Origin of the sequence: Micromonospora sp. DH13 (assembly GCF_020873825.1) — a bacterium.
Taxonomy (GTDB): Bacteria; Actinomycetota; Actinomycetes; order Mycobacteriales; family Micromonosporaceae; genus Micromonospora; species Micromonospora haikouensis.
The window spans coordinates 134,644-152,335 of sequence record NZ_JAHWGR010000003.1 but is presented as its reverse complement, the minus strand read 5'-3'; the positions used below and the strand labels follow the sequence as shown (position 1 = coordinate 152,335).

At 70.5% G+C, this 17,692-nt stretch carries 14 protein-coding genes; 12 read left to right on the top strand and 2 right to left on the bottom strand.

Translation table 11 applies throughout. The annotated features are described in order from the left end of the window. Positions 1–34: 34 nt before the first annotated feature. The gene (gene glgA / locus LPA42_RS04240; protein ID WP_077937115.1) at positions 35–1,249 is read right to left on the bottom strand and encodes a glycogen synthase; all 1,215 of its coding nucleotides are present in this window, start codon (positions 1,247–1,249) and stop codon (positions 35–37) included. Between the two features lie 71 nt (positions 1,250–1,320). Between glgA and glgC the strand changes: the two genes are divergently transcribed. The 8 genes from glgC to wecB all read left to right on the top strand — a co-directional run bounded on the left by glgC (position 1,321) and on the right by wecB (position 11,696). Beyond that, positions 1,321–2,553 (top strand): glucose-1-phosphate adenylyltransferase, encoded by a 1,233-nt coding sequence (gene glgC, locus LPA42_RS04235; protein ID WP_077937116.1) that lies wholly within the window; start codon positions 1,321–1,323, stop codon positions 2,551–2,553. Between the two features lie 84 nt (positions 2,554–2,637). Further along, positions 2,638–4,281: a phosphoglucomutase (alpha-D-glucose-1,6-bisphosphate-dependent) gene (gene pgm, locus LPA42_RS04230; protein WP_077937117.1), complete on the top strand. Its 1,644-nt coding sequence runs from the start codon at positions 2,638–2,640 to the stop codon at positions 4,279–4,281. 230 nt (positions 4,282–4,511) lie between these two features. Further along, positions 4,512–5,624 (top strand): glycosyltransferase, encoded by a 1,113-nt coding sequence (locus tag LPA42_RS04225; RefSeq protein WP_228986334.1) that lies wholly within the window; start codon positions 4,512–4,514, stop codon positions 5,622–5,624. 193 nt (positions 5,625–5,817) lie between these two features. After that, entirely contained in the window at positions 5,818–6,777 is a 960-nt protein-coding gene (locus LPA42_RS04220; RefSeq protein ID WP_228986333.1) for an NAD-dependent epimerase/dehydratase family protein, read from the top strand. Positions 6,778–6,902: 125 nt separating this feature from the next. Next, entirely contained in the window at positions 6,903–8,285 is a 1,383-nt protein-coding gene (locus LPA42_RS04215) for a lipopolysaccharide biosynthesis protein (RefSeq protein ID WP_228986332.1), read from the top strand. An 80-nt stretch (positions 8,286–8,365) separates the two neighbouring features. Then, positions 8,366–9,406, top strand: coding sequence for an SDR family NAD(P)-dependent oxidoreductase (locus tag LPA42_RS04210; protein WP_077937120.1), 1,041 nt, complete (start codon positions 8,366–8,368; stop codon positions 9,404–9,406). 2 nt (positions 9,407–9,408) lie between these two features. Continuing rightward, positions 9,409–10,521 carry an NAD-dependent epimerase/dehydratase family protein gene (locus LPA42_RS04205; protein ID WP_228986331.1) on the top strand — a complete coding sequence of 371 codons (1,113 nt, stop codon included), beginning with the start codon at positions 9,409–9,411 and terminating at the stop codon, positions 10,519–10,521. A 44-nt stretch (positions 10,522–10,565) separates the two neighbouring features. After that, positions 10,566–11,696 (top strand): non-hydrolyzing UDP-N-acetylglucosamine 2-epimerase, encoded by a 1,131-nt coding sequence (wecB, locus tag LPA42_RS04200; protein ID WP_077937142.1) that lies wholly within the window; start codon positions 10,566–10,568, stop codon positions 11,694–11,696. A gap of 54 nt (positions 11,697–11,750) precedes the next feature. Here the strand turns inward: wecB and LPA42_RS04195 are convergent, their stop codons facing one another. Further along, positions 11,751–13,289, bottom strand: coding sequence for a hypothetical protein (locus LPA42_RS04195; RefSeq protein WP_077937122.1), 1,539 nt, complete (start codon positions 13,287–13,289; stop codon positions 11,751–11,753). A gap of 404 nt (positions 13,290–13,693) precedes the next feature. Between LPA42_RS04195 and LPA42_RS04190 the strand changes: the two genes are divergently transcribed. From LPA42_RS04190 to LPA42_RS04175, 4 genes are all read left to right on the top strand, one after another. Further along, the gene (locus LPA42_RS04190; protein ID WP_077937123.1) at positions 13,694–14,422 is read left to right on the top strand and encodes a sugar phosphate nucleotidyltransferase; all 729 of its coding nucleotides are present in this window, start codon (positions 13,694–13,696) and stop codon (positions 14,420–14,422) included. Further along, positions 14,419–15,297 (top strand): NAD(P)-dependent oxidoreductase, encoded by an 879-nt coding sequence (locus LPA42_RS04185; protein ID WP_228986330.1) that lies wholly within the window; start codon positions 14,419–14,421, stop codon positions 15,295–15,297. The genes LPA42_RS04190 and LPA42_RS04185 overlap by 4 nt, the downstream gene beginning before the upstream one ends. A 62-nt stretch (positions 15,298–15,359) precedes the next feature. Beyond that, entirely contained in the window at positions 15,360–16,685 is a 1,326-nt protein-coding gene (locus tag LPA42_RS04180) for a nucleotide sugar dehydrogenase (protein ID WP_228986329.1), read from the top strand. Further along, positions 16,682–17,671 carry an NAD(P)-dependent oxidoreductase gene (locus tag LPA42_RS04175; protein WP_077937126.1) on the top strand — a complete coding sequence of 330 codons (990 nt, stop codon included), beginning with the start codon at positions 16,682–16,684 and terminating at the stop codon, positions 17,669–17,671. The genes LPA42_RS04180 and LPA42_RS04175 overlap by 4 nt, the downstream gene beginning before the upstream one ends. The last annotated feature ends 21 nt before the right edge of the window (positions 17,672–17,692 follow it).

The following is a 17,692-nucleotide window of genomic DNA, read 5'->3' as shown; positions in this document are numbered from 1 at the left end:
TTCTCTACCGAAAACGTTAATAGGGGGCCCTTCCTTACGCGCCGACCGCGCGGTAGACCTCGACGGTGCGGGCGGCGATCGCATCCCAGGAGAAGTGCTCGACCGCCCGGACCCGCCCGGCCCTGCCCAGCGTGGCGGCCTTCGCCGGGTCGGCCAGCACCCGGTTGATCGCCGCCGCCAGGTCGGCCACGAACCGCTGCGGGTCCAGTGGCGTGCCCGAGCCGTCGGCGGCCTGCTCGATGGGCACCAGCAGCCCCGTCTCGCCGTCGGCGACGACCTCCGGGATGCCGCCGGTGGCGGTGGCCACCACGGCCGTCTCGCAGGCCATCGCCTCCAGGTTGACGATGCCCATCGGCTCGTAGACCGAGGGGCAGACGAAGACCGTGGCGTGGGTGAGCACCTGGATCACCTCGTGCTTGGGCAGCATCTCCGCCACCCAGATGACCCCGGAGCGCTTCGCCCGCAGCTCGGTCACGAGGCCCTCCACCTCGGCGGCGATCTCCGCCGTGTCGGGGGCGCCGGCGAGCAGCACGAGCTGCGTGTCGTCCGGCAGCTCCCGGGCGGCCCGCAGCAGGTACGGCAGCCCCTTCTGCTTGGTGATCCGCCCGACGTAGGCGACGCTGGGGCGGGCCGGGTCGATGCCGAGCCGGTCCACCACGTCGGTGCCAAGGTCCGGGGCGTACTGGGCGGTGTCGATGCCGTTGTAGACCACCTTCACCCGGTCGGGGTCCACCGCCGGGTACGCCGCCAGCACGTCCGCGCGCATGCCCGCGCTCACCGCGATGATCGCGTCGGCCGCCTCGTACGCGGTGCGCTCGCACCAGGAGGAGAGCGCGTAGCCGCCGCCGAGCTGTTCGGCCTTCCACGGCCGCAGCGGCTCCAGGCTGTGCGCGGTGACCACGTGCGGCACCCCGTGCAGCAGCTTCGCCGTGTGCCCGGCCAGGTTGGCGTACCAGGTGTGGCTGTGCACCACGTCGGTGCCGGCGCACGCGGCGGCCATCTCCAGGTCGACGCCCATGGTGCGCAGCGCGGCGTTCGCGCCGACGAGGCCGGCCGGCTCGGCGTACGCGGTGACGCCCGGCTCGGTGCGCGGCGCGCCGAAGCAGTGCACCCGCACGTCGGCCAGTCGGCGCAGTTCGCGGGCCAGGTACTCGACGTGCACGCCGGCCCCGCCGTACACCTCCGGCGGGTACTCGCGGGTGAGCAGATCGACGCGGAGTGCTCCGGTGGCGGGGGTGGAGGCGGTCATGCCCCGCACCCTAGTGCAGAAGTCCGTCCGTACGAGTGGTGAAGTCGCACGCGGATGGTTAGCGTCTGGGCATGGCTGACAAGGTGCTCGCGATCGTCCTGGCCGGTGGAGAGGGCAAGCGCCTGATGCCGCTCACCGCGGACCGGGCGAAGCCCGCCGTCCCGTTCGGCGGGATGTACCGCATGGTCGACTTCGTCCTGTCCAACCTCGCCAACGCCGGCTTCATCAAGATCGTCGTGCTGACCCAGTACAAGTCCCACTCGCTGGACCGGCACATCACCATGACGTGGCGGATGTCGACGCTGCTCGGCAACTACGTCACGCCGGTGCCGGCGCAGCAGCGCCGCGGCCCCTGGTGGTTCGCCGGCTCCGCCGACGCGATCTACCAGAGCTTCAACCTGATCCACGACGAGCAGCCCGACTACGTGATCGTCTTCGGCGCCGACCACATCTACCGGATGGACCCCCGGCAGATGGTCGACGACCACATCGCCTCCGGCGCCGGGGTGACCGTCGCCGGCATCCGGCAGCCGCTGTCGATGGCCGACCAGTTCGGCGTGATCGAGGTCGGCCCCGACGGCCGGCGGATCCGGGCGTTCCGGGAGAAGCCCACCGACGCCGTCGGCCTGCCCGACGCCCCCGACCAGATCTACGCCTCGATGGGCAACTACGTCTTCACCACGAAGGCGCTCCTGGAGGCCGTCGAGCAGGACGCGGAGGACAAGACCAGCAAGCACGACATGGGCGGCAGCATCATCCCGATGCTGGTCGAGCGCGGCGAGGCCAACGTCTACGACTTCCGCGACAACGAGGTGCCGGGCAGCACCGACCGCGACCGCGGCTACTGGCGGGACGTGGGGACGCTCGACTCGTTCTACGACGCCCACATGGACCTGATCAATGTGCACCCGGTGTTCAACCTCTACAACTTCGAGTGGCCCATCTACACCGAGCAGCCGCCGTACCCGCCGGCGAAGTTCGTCCACCAGTGGGGCGAGCGGGTCGGCCGGGCCGTCGGCTCGATGGTGTCGCCCGGCGCGGTGGTCTCCGGCAGCCTGGTGGAGAACTCGATCGTCTCGCCGAAGGTCAAGGTGCACTCCTGGGCGCACGTCGACGGCTCGGTGCTGATGGAGGGCGTGGACATCGGCCGGCACGCCGTGGTCCGCCGGGCCATCCTCGACAAGAACGTGATCGTCCCCGAGGGGGCCGAGATCGGCGTCGACCTCGAGAAGGACCGGCAGCGCTACACGGTCTCCGACAACGGCATCGTGGTGATCGGCAAGGGGCAGCGGGTCGAGCCCTGAACCACCCACACTTGTCGTGTCGCGTGTGAGCCCGGCCCGCGCCGGGAAGACCCATCGTCCGTAGCGTCCCTGGAGGTTGCAGCAGTGGCCCACCCCCGCGCCGGTCAGCCCGCCGAGCCCACCGACCTGGTCGACGTGCCCCGGCTGGTCACCGCCTACTACGCCGAGCATCCCGACCCGGACGACCCGGCGCAGCAGGTCTCCTTCGGCACCTCCGGGCACCGGGGGTCGAGCCTGCGCCACGCGTTCAACTCCGACCACATCCTCGCCGTCACCCAGGCGCTGTGCGACTACCGCCGCCAGCAGGGCCTCGACGGGCCCCTCTTCCTCGGCCGGGACACCCACGCCCTGTCCGCCCCGGCGGCCGTCGACGCGCTGGAGGTGCTCGCCGCCAACGGGGTCACCGTGCTGCTCGACAGCCGCGACGGCTACACCCCCACCCCCGCGGTGTCGCACGCCATCCTCACCCACAACCGGGGCCGCACCTCGGGGCTCGCCGACGGCATCGTGATCACCCCGTCGCACAACCCGCCCGACGACGGCGGGTTCAAGTACAACCCGACCCACGGCGGCCCCGCCGACGCCGACGTGACCAGGTGGATCCAGGACCGCGCGAACGCGATCCTCGCCGCCGGGCTCAAGGAGGTCAACCGCATCCCGTACGCGCGGGCCCGCGCCGCCGACACCACCGGCACGTACGACTTCCTCGCCCACTACGTCGACGATCTGCCCGCCGCGCTCGACCTCGACGCCGTACGCGCCGCCGGGGTGCGCATCGGCGCGGACCCGCTGGGCGGGGCCAGCGTCGAATACTGGGGGGAGATCGCGCAGCGGCACCGGCTCGACCTCACGGTGATCAACCCGACGGTCGACCCGACGTGGCGGTTCATGACCCTCGACGGCGACGGCAAGATCCGGATGGACTGCTCCTCGCCGAACGCGATGGCGTCGCTGATCGCCGCCCGCGCCGACTACCAGGTCTCCACCGGCAACGACGCCGACGCCGACCGGCACGGCATCGTCACGCCCGACGGGGGCCTGCTCAACCCCAACCACTACCTCGCCGTGGCCATCGGGCACCTGTTCCGCACCCGGCCCGAGTGGGGCCCCGACGCGGCGGTCGGCAAGACCCTCGTGTCGTCCTCGATGATCGACCGGGTCGCCGCCGACCTGGGCCGGACGCTGCTTGAGGTGCCGGTGGGGTTCAAGTGGTTCGTCCCGGGCCTGCTCGACGGGTCGGTCGGCTTCGGCGGCGAGGAGAGCGCGGGGGCGTCGTTCCTGCGCCGCGACGGCAGCACCTGGACCACCGACAAGGACGGCATCCTGCTCTGCCTGCTCGCCGCCGAGATCATCGCGACGACGGGCCGGACGCCCAGCGAGCACTGGGCGGAGCTGGCCGGGCGCTTCGGCGCCCCCGCGTACGCCCGCATCGACGCCCCGGCCGACCGGCGGCAGAAGGCGGTGCTGGCGAAGCTCTCCCCGGAGCAGGTGACGGCGACGGAGCTGGCCGGCGAGCCGATCACGGCGACGCTGACCGCCGCGCCGGGCAACGGGGCGGCGATCGGCGGGCTGAAGGTGACGACGGAGTCGGGCTGGTTCGCCGCCCGCCCGTCGGGCACGGAGGACGTCTACAAGATCTACGCGGAGTCGTTCCAGGGCCCGGAGCACCTGGCCCGGATCCAGGAGGAGGCCAAGGAACTGGTCTCGGAGGTGCTCAAGCGCGCCTGACCTCCCGGTTTCGGGCAACCTCTCCGTCGCACGGTCGTTGGTCCAGGCATCCGAGGTCTGCACGTCGCGGCCCGGGTCAGCTGGTGCCTGTCCGCCGTCGGGAGTGAGACCATATGACGACCGACGGTTCATGGGTCGCCTACGTTGTCCCCTTCTCGTTTCCTTGGGGCAGCGCGGCGGCCCGGAGAGTGTTCGGCATCTCCGCCTCCCTGGCTGCCTCGGGTCACCACGTGGTGGTGCTGACCAGTCAGGCCGGCAAGCCGGTCCTGACCCCGGTTGCCGGGCCGGAAGGGCCGGGGTCGGTCTCGACCGTCGGTTTCGGTCAGGCGGCACCCGCCCAGCCCGGCATGCTGCGTCGGGCTGGGCGGTCACTGGTCTCGGACCATGCTCTTCTGCGATGGCTGGCGGCCCAGCCGGTGCTGCCCTCCCACGTGCTCCTGTACGGGGGCGGTGCTGACAGGACGGCGCGAATGCGGAGGTGGTGCAGGGAGCACCGGGTTCCTCTGATCGCGGACGTCGTCGAGTGGTACGACCCCTGGCACCTTCCAGGTGGGCCGTTCGGGCCGTCATGCCTGAGCAACGAACTCGTCATGCGGTATCACCGTCCCCGGTGCGACGGCGTCATCGCCATCAGCTCCTACCTTGAGGACTACTACCGACGGCGCACGCCCGTGCTCCGGGTCCCGCCCACCCTCGACGTGGCCGGACTGGACGTCGTCGACCGGTGTGATGCCGCCGGGCGATCCGACCTGCGCTTGGTCTACTTCGGCAGCCCGGGGAGGAAGGACCTCGTCGGTGCGGTGATCGAAGCCGTGGATCGGGCCCACCGCGCAGGTGTGGATGTGACGCTGACCGTCTGCGGTCCCTCGACGGACGAGGTGCGGAGCCTGCTCGGCGGTCGGGCTGTGCCACCGAGCGTGTGGCCACGAGGCTCAATTCCACAGCAGGATGTCCCCGGGATCATCCGACAGGCCGACTTCAGCGTCATCCTCCGCCGCGACGCCCGGTACGCACACGCGGGCTTTCCCACGAAGTTCTGCGAGAGCCTCGCCAACGGCACGCCGGTGATCACGAACTTGACCAGCGATCTCGGTAGGTATCTCGCAGATGGGCGGGAGGGCCTCGTGTGTCGGGACGAATCGGTGCACAGCCTGCGCCGCGTCCTGGTCACGGCCGCGCAGCTCGGCGCGGACCGCCGAGCCGCAATGCGCAAGGCCGCCCGGCGGCAGGCACTGGCCTCGTTCGACTATCGCCACTTCGCCGAACCGCTCGCCGAGTTCCTTGACGAGGTGCGGCGGCCAGGTGCCACGGAGGGGCTGAAGCGGGTCCTCGACCGGCGCTGAGGGCTCGTGATCCGGACGAGCTGGTTGGTCAGCGACCCGGGTTCCGAGTAACTCACCCGCGCTTCGCCCGTTGCTTCTAGGACGGACAAACTTGTCCGTTACGCACCGCTGATGGGTGAGTGACGGCATCTGATCGGCTTTGTCCGATTGTCGATGAGGTCTCACCGCGTCGCCCAGCCCGAAGGAGTGGGCCTTGCACCGAAGGATCAACAAGGTCGTGGTGACCGGTGGGGCCGGATTCATCGGCTCGAACCTCGTCCACGACCTGGCTGCCGGCGGCCAGGTCGGCGAGATCGTGGTGGTCGACGATCTGTCCACGGGCACCCTGGACAACGTGGCGGAACTACCCGTGCGGCTCCTGGTCGGCTCCGTCCTGGATTCCGACGTGCTCGATGAGGCGATCCCCGGCGCGACCGCCGTGGTCCACCTCGGGGCTCTCGGCTCGGTCCCGCGCTCCGTCGCGGACCCGCTGACCAGCCACCATGCCAACGCCACCGGCACGCTCACGGTGCTGGAGGCGGCGCGGCGGCACCGTGTGGGGCAGACCATCCTGGCATCCTCGTCGTCCGTCTACGGTGCGAATCCGGTCCTGCCTCGGCGGGAGACCCTGCGGCCGATGCCGATGAGCCCGTACGCGGTCTCCAAGTTGGCGACTGAGGCGTACGCCAACGCGTACGCTGCCTGCTACGGAATGGCGGTGCTGCCGTTTCGTTTCTTCAACGTCTACGGTCCCCGGCAGGCCGCCGACCACGCGTACGCGGCCGTGGTGCCGCGGTTCGTCTCGGCTGCGCTCGACGGCCGTCCGTTGGAGATCTTCGGCGATGGCTTGCAAACCCGCGACTTCACCTACGTCGGCAGTGTCACCTCGGTGATCGTGGATGCAGTCATGCGTGGGGTCTACACGCCGGACACGGTGAACCTCGCGTTCGGCGAGCGGATCTCACTGCTCGATCTGATCGCGGAGCTCGAGGTGGTGCTCGGCCGCGAGTTGGAGACGGTGCACAGGCCGCCGCGGACGGGAGACGTGCGGGACTCGCAGGCGGACTGCTCGCGGCTCAGGGAACTGTTTCCCGCTGTGCGTCGATATCCACTGCGGGCGGGGCTGGAGGCCACGGTCGGCTGGATGGCCCGCCACGTGCTCGCCGACCGCTGATCGTGGCGGCGTCACAGGCGGCGTCCGACACCGCGTCGCCCGCGCCCCAGGCCGACGCGCGGCCCGCGTCCCCGCCCGATGGAGGTGCGAGCCTCGGCCGCAGCCGCCGGCTCGTCACCGGCATCGTGACCGCAGGACTCGCCAAGGGCAGTGGCCTGCTGGCGCCGGTGCTGGTGATTCCGGTCTGCCTGTCCCGCCTGGGATCGGAGCGCTACGGGCTGTGGATGGCAGTGCTGGCGCTCACCGGGATGGCCACCTTCGCCGATCTGGGTCTTGGCACCAGCTTGATGACCAAGCTGGCGCCCTGCTATGCCAGCGGCGACTGGGTGCGGGCGCGGGGGTACGTTTCCACCGCTTACGTGGTGCTGACCACCGTGGCCATGGTGCTGTGCGGGTTGCTCTGGTCGCTGGCCGGGCTGGTGCCCTGGACATCGGTCTTCAACGTGACGGGAGTGGTGGATCCGGCGGAGACCAAAGCCGTGGTCCTGATCTGTTTCACCGCCTTCCTGCTCAACATTCCGCTGTCCTTGATCGTCCGCGTGCAGTATGCCTACCAGCAGGTGGGGGAGAGCAACCTGTGGCAGGGCGCCGGTGCCCTGGTGACGATCCCCCTGGTGCTGCTCGCGGCTCATGGCGACCTGCCGGCCGTCGTGGTCGTCGCCGCGTTCGCGGTCGGGCCGCTGCTGGGCAACGCGGCGAACAGTGTCTGGGTCTACGGCCGGCGGCTGCCCCGACTGCGGCCGCGGCTCGGCGCGGTCGACCATGGGGCCAGCGGTGCGCTGCTGCGGCTCGGCGGGATGTTCCTCCTGGTGACCATCCTGACCGGACTGTCCGGAAACATGGACAATCTGATCATCGCGCACGCCCTCGGGCCGCAGAGCGTCACCGCCTATGCCGTGCCGGCGCGTCTGGCGGGCCTGCTCGGGATGCTCGTCACGGTGCTCAACCTTCCATTGTGGTCCGCCAACGGCGATGCCCTGGCCCGAGGTGATCTGGCCTGGGTTCGTCGGACGGTCCGTCGGATGATCGTTCTCTCCCTGCTGGTGACCGTGGGGCCTGCGGTCGGCCTGGTCGTGGCGGGCGATTGGATCTTCGGCCTCTGGCTTCCGGTGCCGCTGGACGCTGGCAGGTGGCTACTGGCCGGTCTCGCGCTCTGGTTTCTGCTGCTCGGCTCGTTCTCGGCGTTGATGATGGTCCAGAACGCCGCTGGCGTGGTCCGCCCGCAGGTGGTCGGGCTGGTCGCGTATCTCGTGATCGCCGGGGCGGCCAAGTGGCACGCCGCCGAGGCGTACGGTCTCGCCGCGGTTCCCTTCGTCGGCGCCGTCGTCTACGCGCTGACGGTGCTTCCGGCCGGGGTCTACGGCTACCGGCGGACGCTGGCCCGGTACGGACAGCAGCGCGACCGGCCGGCCGGGGGCGCCGGTGGCCGACCCGCGCCCGGCGGCGCGGCCGAGTGGGCCGGCATGGAGAACTCTCCGGCTGGAGGCGGAATGCGTGATACGCCCTAATTGCGCGTCCTTTGTCGGGAGTGAGTCGTTGGCCTGGATGTCGCGCCGAAGCGCCTGGCATCGGAAGATGGGAGTCGCCAATGACCTTCACGGCAGTGGGGCGCCGAGTGCTGATCACCGGAGGGACCGGTTCGTTCGGGCGCACCATGACCCGCCGGCTTCTGGACGGCGGTGCGAGCGAGGTGCGTGTGCTCAGCCGGGACGAGGCCAAGCAGGACGAGATGCGCCGCCGCCTCGGCGACGAGCGCGTGCGCTACCACGTTGGCGACGTGCGGGACTACGACACCGTGGCCAGCGCCGCCCGGGAGGTCGACTTCGTTTTCCACGCCGCCGCGCTCAAGCAGGTGCCGTCGTGTGAGTTCTTTCCGCTGGAGGCCGTCCGCACCAACATTCTGGGCAGCGCCAACGTCATCGAGGCCGCCGCCCGCACCGGCGTCGGCTCGGTGGTGGTGCTCAGCACCGACAAGGCCGTCTACCCGATCAACGCCATGGGCATGAGCAAGGCGTTGATGGAGAAGGTCGCGCAGGCGCACGCCCGCAACAACCCGCGCAGCGGCACCGTCGTCTCCTGTGTGCGATACGGAAACGTCATGTGCTCCCGCGGATCGGTGATCCCGCTGATCATCGAGCAGCTCAAGGCCGGCGTGGTGCCGACCGTGACGGATCCCGGAATGACCCGTTTCCTGATGTCCCTGGCCGACTCGGTGGAGCTGGTGGAGCACGCCTTCCAGCACGCCCGCGCCGGTGACGTCTTCATTCGCAAGGCTGCGGCCTGCACCATCGGCGACCTGGTCACCGCCCTGTGCCAGCTGTTCGACGCGCCGGTCAAGTACAACGTGATCGGGGTGCGGCACGGCGAGAAGCAGCACGAGACGCTGGCCAGCCGCGACGAGCTGGCCAAGGCGGACGACTTCGGCAGTTTCTACCGGGTGCCGACGGACGCGCGGGATCTCAACTACGCGTTGTACGTCACCGAGGGAAGCCTCAGCGAGCGGCCGGACGAGGACTTCAACTCCGCCAACGCACAACGGCTGGCCGTGCCGGAGATCGTCGCGCTGTTGCGCGCGCTGCCGGAGGTCCGCGCGGAGTTGGCACTGCGCGAGCCGGTGCTGACCTCGTGAAGGTGGCAATCACCGGTGGCGGCGGCTTTCTCGGCTGGCACACCCGGGTGCTCATTCGCGCGCTCGGCTGGCCTGAGCCGGTCCTGCTCGACCGGGCCACACTCGCAGAACCGGCCGTCCTGGCCGATCGGCTGTGTGGCGTCGACCGGGTGCTGCACCTGGCCGGCGTCAATCGGGGCGAGCCTGCCGAGGTGGCGGCGGGCAACGTGGCCGCTGCGGAGGCACTCGTCCGCGGCCTGCGTCGCTGCGCGCAGCCGCCGAAGACCCTGGTCTACGCCAACAGCACCCAGGCCGGCAACGGCACCCCCTATGGCGATTCCAAGGCGCACGCGGCCGCGGTCCTGGCCGACGCTGCGATCGGCTGCCAGTTCGTCGACCACCGTCTGCCGCACCTCTACGGCGAGCACGGACGGCCGTTCTACAACTCGGTCACCGCGACGTTCTGTCGTCTGATCGCCGACGGCGGGCAACCCGAGGTGCGCGAGGACCGCGAGTTGCAGCTCGTCCACGCCACCGATGCCGCCGCCGCGATGCTCGACGCCCCGCCCACCGGGTCCTGGGACGCCTCGATGCCGGTGCTGCGGATCGGCGTGCAGGCCCTTGCGGATCGACTGCTCTCGCTGGCGGCCAGCTATCGGGACGCGGAGATCCCCCCACTGCCGGACCGGCACGAGGTGCGGTTGTTCAACAGCTACCGGTCACACCTGTTCCCGGCGCGTTACCCGATGCCGCTCGTCCGGCGGATCGACCAGCGCGGTGAACTGGTCGAGACCGTCAAGGCACGCGGCGGTGCGGGGCAGACGTTCTGCTCGACCACCCATGCTGGCGCCACTCGTGGCGAGCACTTCCATCTGGCCAAGGTGGAACGGTTCGTGGTGTTTCGCGGACGAGCCGAGATCCGGCTTCGCCGGGTCGGCCATCACCAGGTGATCCGGTTCTCCGTCGACGGGATCGAGCCGGTCGTGGTGGACATGCCGACGATGTGGGCGCACGCGATCACCAACACGGGCCCCGGCGAACTGGTCACGCTGTTCTGGACGAACGACCTGTTCGACCCGTACCGACCGGACACCTACGCAGAGCCGGTCGCCGAGGTGGCGGCTGCGGCGGTCTGATCGGCTGGCCGCCCGACTCGAGATGAACAACGGAGGTGGCCCTGGTGACCAGGGTGATGACCGTGGTCGGCACCCGGCCGGAGATCATCCGGTTGTCGCGGGTGCTCGATCAACTGGACCGGACCGTGGATCACGTCCTGGTGCACACGGGGCAGAACTGGGACCCGGCCCTGTCCGACATTTTCTTCAGCGAGCTGAGGCTTCGTCAGCCCGACCGCTTCCTGCGGGTGGACACCTCCTCCCTCGGTCGGGTGCTTGGTGGCGTCCTGGCCGGCGTCGAGGCGGCGATCGAGGAGTGCCGCCCGGACGCGCTGCTGGTGCTGGGCGACACGAACAGCTGCATCGCCGCCCTGATCGCCCGCCGGATGCGGGTGCCCGTCTATCACATGGAGGCCGGCAACCGCTGCTTCGACCTCAACGTGCCTGAGGAGACCAACCGACGCCTGGTCGACCACGTCGCGGACTTCAACCTCGTCTACACCGAGCACGCCCGGCGCAACCTGCTCGCCGAAGGGCTGCATCCGCGCCGGATCCTGCACACCGGGTCACCCATGCGCGAGGTGCTGGAGCACTACCGCGCCGCCATCGACGCCTCGTCCGTGCTCGACCGGCTCGAACTGGAACCGGGCGGCTACTTCGTGGTCAGTGCCCACCGCGAGGAGAACGTTGACGACCCGGCGCGGCTGCGTCGCCTGCTGGACTGCCTGGCCGCCGTACGGGACGCCTGGCGGCTGCCGGTGCTGGTCTCCACCCACCCGCGCACCCGCAAGCGGCTGGAGGCGGTCGTCGCCGACGACAGCGCGCTCGACGGGATCGCCTTCCACGAGCCGTTCGGGTTCCTCGACTACGTACGCCTACAGAGCCAGGCGCGGTGCACCCTGTCGGACAGCGGCACGGTCAGTGAGGAGTCCGCCATCCTGGGCTTCCCGGCCGTTACGCTCCGCGAATCCATCGAGCGCCCGGAGGCACTCGACGAGGGCGGCATCATGATGACCGGCCTGGATCCGTCGGGCGTGGTCGAGGCGGTCGCCGTCACGGTCGGGCAGGTGGCTGCGCACGGCGTGCCGTGCCCGAGGGACTACCGGATCGGGGACACCTCTCGCCGGGTGGTGAACTTCATTCTGTCGACCGTCCGTCGGCACCACGACTGGGCGGGAATTCGCCCTCGCGGGTAGTCCTCGCGCTGTGGCCGAGGTGATCGGACTGATGGCATTCGGAACAGGCGAGCGTCAACGCGGGATCCGGAGGAGCCGCGGGGGCTGGGCTGAGCCGGTGGGTGCTTCGGGGCGACCGAACTGGCGGGCCAGGAACACCAGCAGGAGCACCGGCATGGTGTACTTGCACAACGAGAAGAGGGTGTTGTCGAGGTCTGCGCCCTGCGCATTGATCACCACCCAGATCATGGGAGCAATCAACTTGGGTGCAAGTTCCGGTGACTGGACGGCCGAGGTCCAATAGATCTGGACAGCCCGGACAGCAAGACCGAATGCGACAAAGGAGAGTACGCCGCCGACCAGGCCGAAGTTGATGATTCCTTCGCCCGTCATGCCGTAGATCTTGCTTGAGTCGCCCTGTCCGTCCTCGTACCCCGGGCTGTAGAGGAGCCGGGATCCTACGTCGACCTTGCTGGTGGGCACGCTGGAAAAGAGGGAGTCTGGGATGAACATGAAGAGCGAGTTGACGTAGGTGGCTCCCATGACCGGTTCGAATCTTCCTTCGAGATAGCGATCGAGGACGACGCTCTGGATGTCGGCCCGGCCCAGGTCGGCGGTGAGTAGCAACGGCAGGTCCCGTCCCGTGTCGGACTCGGCGCCCTGGACCGTGCCGGTCCGGCGAACTTCATCGATGGCCTTGACGCCGCCTGCCTTGTAGAAGGCGTATATGTAGAGATACGCGAACATGACGACGGCCACCAGGACGATGACCTTTCGTGAGATGCGGCGTACCAGGACGTGTACCAGCACCAGTGCCAGCAGCAGGGGCCAGAGGGTGCTGCTCCGGCTGCCCTTGAGGCCGCCAACGAAGAACTGGGTCACGGCGAGTGCCAGCACGAGGGCGGCCAGCGGAAGGACGTGCTTGGCGAACGTGCTTCGCCAACGCACCAGAACGAGGGTGAAGATCAAGCTGGGAAACGCCTCCGACAGGAGGATGAGCGCGCCCATCCCGCGCATGTTCTTGACCCTGTTGATCTCGTCGGCCATGGCGGCGACGAAGCCGTCGATCCCGCCGAAGATGGCGATCTCGTAGCGCATGGCGATGAGGCTCAGCACGACCGCGATCACGCCGGCCGCATAGAAGGTGGGCATGTGCATCGGCCGGCTTCGGCGTGGCTGGCGGCGTCCCCGGGAGGGGATGGTGACCGTCGCCCGGTAGAGGCTGGTTCCGATGACGTTCAGAATGGCGAGCGTGCCGAGCGCCTCGCGCCACGGAGGCGGGTCGTAGATGTGTGTGACCCATTCGTCAAGCGCGACCTGGAGTATCGGTGCTACGTAAAGGAACTGAAAGCCCAGGAGGCCCGCGCAGGCCCGCGGATCGAAGACGTCGGTTCCGCGGCGGAACCACCGTACGGCCTCGGATCCAATGAGAATCCCGGTCAGGGTCGTTGGAATCATGAACCAGTGGCGCAGGGGTGGAAGGCATACCGCGAGCGCGATGCTTGTCGCGGACACGACGATCGCGGCGACCAGGAGATCGCCCCGGGGTTTCGGTCCGGTCTTGTCTCTCGTGCCGGTGGCTCGTGCGGGGGTGACTCCGGCCAGGGTCGTCATGCGAATCTCCTCGTGTGGGTGCCAGGGGCTCGCGCTGTGGGCTCGACGCCTTGTCGTGCCATGCCGTCTCGGCACCTGTCGGGCGGTGTGGCGGAGGTGCTGACCTGCGTCTGGGCTGTGCGACGTCGCGTCGCTGTAGGGGTGTCAGCATTCCGTTAACCACGTCGAGCCCCGAAGCGTTACGAGGGGTGATCCGGCCGGTCCCCTGCCCCCTGCTGGAAGGCGTTCGGGTGTTCGGTCAAGCGACGAGGCCGGTTTTGCCCAACTATAGGGCGTTTCCAGGCTTTTAAGTGGTCGTTGACCTGAATATCGGGGGCCTAAACCCCGCGTGTCGGCATCTCCAGGAGTGATCGCTGACTCGCAGGTCCCAGCGGATGAGGGTGGCGGACGGATCGGATGACGAGATGCATGTAGTGATCATGGCCGGCGGCAAGGGAACGCGGCTCAAGCCGTACACGACCTCGCTGCCGAAGCCGTTGGTGCCGATCGGGGACAGCCACGCGATCCTGGAGATCGTCCTGCATCAGCTCGCGAGCTGCGGCTTCACCGATGTCACCCTGGCGATCAACCACCTCGGCTCGCTGATCCGGGCCTTCGTCGGCGACGGCTCCCGGTTCGGGCTGCGCGTGCGGTACGTCGAGGAGAGCGTTCCCCTGTCGACGATCGGCCCGTTGTTCGGCATCCGCGACCGGCTGCCCGAGCACTTCCTGGTGATGAACGGCGACGTGCTCACCGACCTGGACTACGGCGACCTGCTGCGCACCCACGCCGCCTCCGAGGCCCCGCTGACCGTGGCGACCTTCCACCGCACCGTGAAGATCGACTTCGGCGTGCTCTCGGTCGAGGACGGCCGGGTGGTCGAGTTCAGCGAGAAGCCCGTCCTCGACTACCACGTCAGCATGGGTGTCTACGGCCTCTCCGCGCGCACCATCGCCGCGTACCCGGCCGGGCTCGCCTTCGGCTTCGACCAGCTCATGCTGGACCTGCTCGAGCGCGGGGAGCCGCCGGCGAGCTACCCGTTCGACGGGTACTGGCTCGACATCGGCCGGCCCGAGGACTACGACGAGGCCAACCGGGCGTTCGAACGGCTCCGGCCGATCCTGCTGTCCCCGCGCACCCCGGAGCCGGTGTGACCACCGTCCTGGTCCTCGGGGGCTCCGGCTTCATCGGCGGGCACGTCCGCGCCGCCCTGCGCCCGCACGCGGCGCTGGTCTGCCCCGGCCGGCGCGACGTCGACCTCGTCGCCTGCGACGTCGACGAGCTGGCCGCGCTGCTGCGCGCCGCCCGACCCGACGCGGTGGTGGCCTGCACCGGTCGGCTCGACGGGCGGGCCGACGAACTCGTGGCGGCGAACGTGTCGGTCACCGCGAAGCTCGTCGAGGCCGTCGCGGCCGAGGCCCCCGGCGCGCGGCTGGTGCGGATCGGCTCCGCCGGTGAGTACGGGCCGGTGCCGCACGGGCACGCAGCCGCCGAGAGCGACGACGCGCGCCCGGTGAGCGAGTACGGCCTGACCCACCTGACCGCCACCCGGCTGGTCGAACTGGCCGCCGCCGCGGGCCGGGTCGACGGCGTCACCCTGCGGGTGTTCAACCCGATCGGCCCCGGCCTGTCCGCCGACACCGTGCTCGGCCGGGTCGCGACGCTGCTGCGTCGCGCGACGCCCGGTGGCCGGATCACCGTCGGCCCCCTCTCGGCACACCGGGACTTCGTCGACGTCCGGGACGTGGCCGCCGCCGTGGCCGCCGCCGTCCGGGCGCCCTGGCTGCCGCAGCGGGTCTACAACGTCGCCAGTGGCCGGGCGGTGCCGGTGCGGGAGGCGGTCCGGCTGATGGCGGAGGCGGCCGGCTTCACCGGCGCGGTACGCGAGGACCAGCCGGCCCCGGGCCGCTCGGCGGCGGTCGACTGGATGTGCGGCGACATCTCCCGGGCCGCGCGCGACCTGGGCTGGGCGCCCTCCTACGACCTCGCCGAGTCGGTCAAGGCGAGCTGGGCCGCGATGGGCGCCTGACCGGTCCGCCCGCGCGGGCGCGCCGGTGCACCGAGCACGACAAACGAGGGGAAGAAGACAACGTGTATCGCAGGATTGGGATCGTCGGCCTCGGCTACGTCGGGCTGACGCTGGCCGCCGCGCTGGCGCGCAAGGGGTTCGAGGTGCACGGGGTGGACGCGAACCCGGCGGTGCGGGCGGCGTTGCGCGGCGGCCGCCCGCACATCTTCGAGCCGGGCATCGCCGACGTGTTCGCCACGCACGCGGGCCGTTCGGTGTTCGTCGACGACGAGCTGCCGACGGACCTCGACGCGGTGGTGCTCAGCGTCTCCACGCCGGTCGACGAGCGGTCCCGGCGGCCCGACCTGTCCAACCTCGCGGCGGCCGCCGAGCAGGTGGCCCGCTGGTGCGGCCCGCAGACGCTGGTGGTCGTCCGCAGCACCGTCCCCGTCGGGACGAGCCGGCGGGTGGTCCTGCCGGCGCTGACCGCGGCGTGGGGGCGGGCGCTGTTGGTGATGGCGCCGGAACGGACCATCCAGGGGCAGGCGCTGCGGGAACTGGTCGAGCTGCCCCAGGTCGTCGGCGGCGTGGACGACGAGAGCCTCCACGCCGGGTTGGAGCTGTTCGGCGGGCTCGCCCGGCAGACGGTGCCGGTGTCCAGCCTGGAGGCCGCCGAGCTGGTCAAGCTCTCCAACAACTGCCACACCGACCTGATCTACTCGTTCGGCAACGAGGTGGCGCTGATCGCCGAGCGGCACGGCCTCGACCCGCTGGAGGTGATCCGGGCCGCCAACCTCGACTACCCCCGGCCGGACCTGAGCCGGCCCGGGTACGTCGGCGGCGGCTGCCTGTCGAAGGATCCGTACCTGATGGTGGCCAGCGCCGGAGACGACGGCGCGTTCCTGGTCGGTGCGGCCCGGCGGCTCAACGAGCAGCTGCCGGTGCACGTCGCCGAGACCGTCGTGGGGCTGATCCGGCAGCGGCGTGGCGACACCGTCGGCGCCCGGCTGTCCGTGCTGGGCTGGGCGTACAAGGGCTGGCCGCCCACCGACGACATGCGCGGCACGCCCATCGCCGCGATGATGCCGGTCTTCCGGGCGGCCGGGCTGGTCGTGCTCGGGCACGACCCGATGGTGCCTGACCAGGTGATCCGGGCCTACGGCGGAGAGCCGACCAGCCTGGACAAGGCGTTCGGCGACAGCGACGCGGTGCTCGTGGTCAACGACCACCCCGACTACCGGGCGCTGGAGATCGGCGGCCTGCTCGCGGCCGGCGGGGCGGGCGTCGTCTACGACTCCTGGCGGATCCTCGACGAGGCGACGGTGACCGCCGCCGGGGCGCGGTACGCCGGCATCGGCTACCTCCCCGCGCCGCGCGCCGCCGCCCCCACCGGCCGGGTGACGACGTGAGGCGGGCACTCGTCCTCGGCGGCGCGGGCTTCATCGGCCTGCACCTGACCGAGCGGCTGCTCGCCGAAGGCCACCGGGTGGTCGTCGTCGACGACTTCTCCCGGGGCCGCGACGACGAACGGCTCGGCGTGCTGCGCAGCGACCCGGCCGTCGAGGTCGTCTCGGCGGACCTGACCCGGCCGCAGGCGTGGGCCGCGCTGCCCCGCGGCTGCGACGAGATCTACCTGCTCGCCGCCGTGGTCGGAGTGCGCAACGTCGAGGCCGATCCGACGCGGGTGATCCGGGTCAACACCCTGACCGCCCTGCATCTGCTGGACTGGGTCGAGCCCGGCGACCGGGTCTTCTTCAGCTCCACCAGCGAGGTGTACGCCGGCGGCGTCGACGCCCGCGTCGTGCCGGTGCCGACGGCCGAGGACGTCCCCGTCATGATCACCGACGTCACGTCGCCCCGGTTCTCGTACGCGATCAGCAAGCTGCTCGGCGAGGCCGCCTTCGTGCACGCCGCCCGCGCCCGACGCTGCGCCGCCACGGTCGGGCGCTTCCACAACGTGTACGGCCCCAGGATGGGCACGGACCACGTCATCCCGGAGATGTCGCTGCGCGCCCTCGACGGGGAGGATCCGTTCCGGGTGTGGGGCGCCGACCAGTACCGCGCGTTCTGCCACGTCGACGACGCGGTCGAGGCGGTGCTGCGGCTGATGCGCTGCCCGGCTGCGGCCGGCGAGATCGTGCACATCGGCAACGACGCCGAGCAGACCAACATCTGCGACCTGGCCAAGCTGGTGCTGCGGGTCGCCGACGCGGCCCCGGTCCTGCAACCGATGCCCGCGCCGCCCGGGTCGGTGCACCGCCGCTGCCCCGACCTGGCGACGCTGCGGCGGCTGACCGGCTTCGAGCCGGTGGTGCCGCTGGAGGACGGGGTACGTCGGACCTTCGATTGGTACCGCGCCTGGCGCGCCGGCACGGAGGACGCCCGCGGCCGGTGACGGGCGGGTGGAAGGCGGGTG

What these genes read in the sequence shown, in the direction of transcription:
- glgA (WP_077937115.1), bottom strand. Translation starts at nt 1,249, where the DNA reads ATGACCGCCTCCACCCCCGCCACCGGAGCACTCCGCGTCGATCTGCTC.
- glgC (WP_077937116.1), top strand. Translation starts at nt 1,321, where the DNA reads ATGGCTGACAAGGTGCTCGCGATCGTCCTGGCCGGTGGAGAGGGCAAG.
- LPA42_RS04210 (WP_077937120.1), top strand. Translation starts at nt 8,366, where the DNA reads ATGACCTTCACGGCAGTGGGGCGCCGAGTGCTGATCACCGGAGGGACC.
- LPA42_RS04195 (WP_077937122.1), bottom strand. Translation starts at nt 13,289, where the DNA reads ATGACGACCCTGGCCGGAGTCACCCCCGCACGAGCCACCGGCACGAGA.
- LPA42_RS04190 (WP_077937123.1), top strand. Translation starts at nt 13,694, where the DNA reads ATGCATGTAGTGATCATGGCCGGCGGCAAGGGAACGCGGCTCAAGCCG.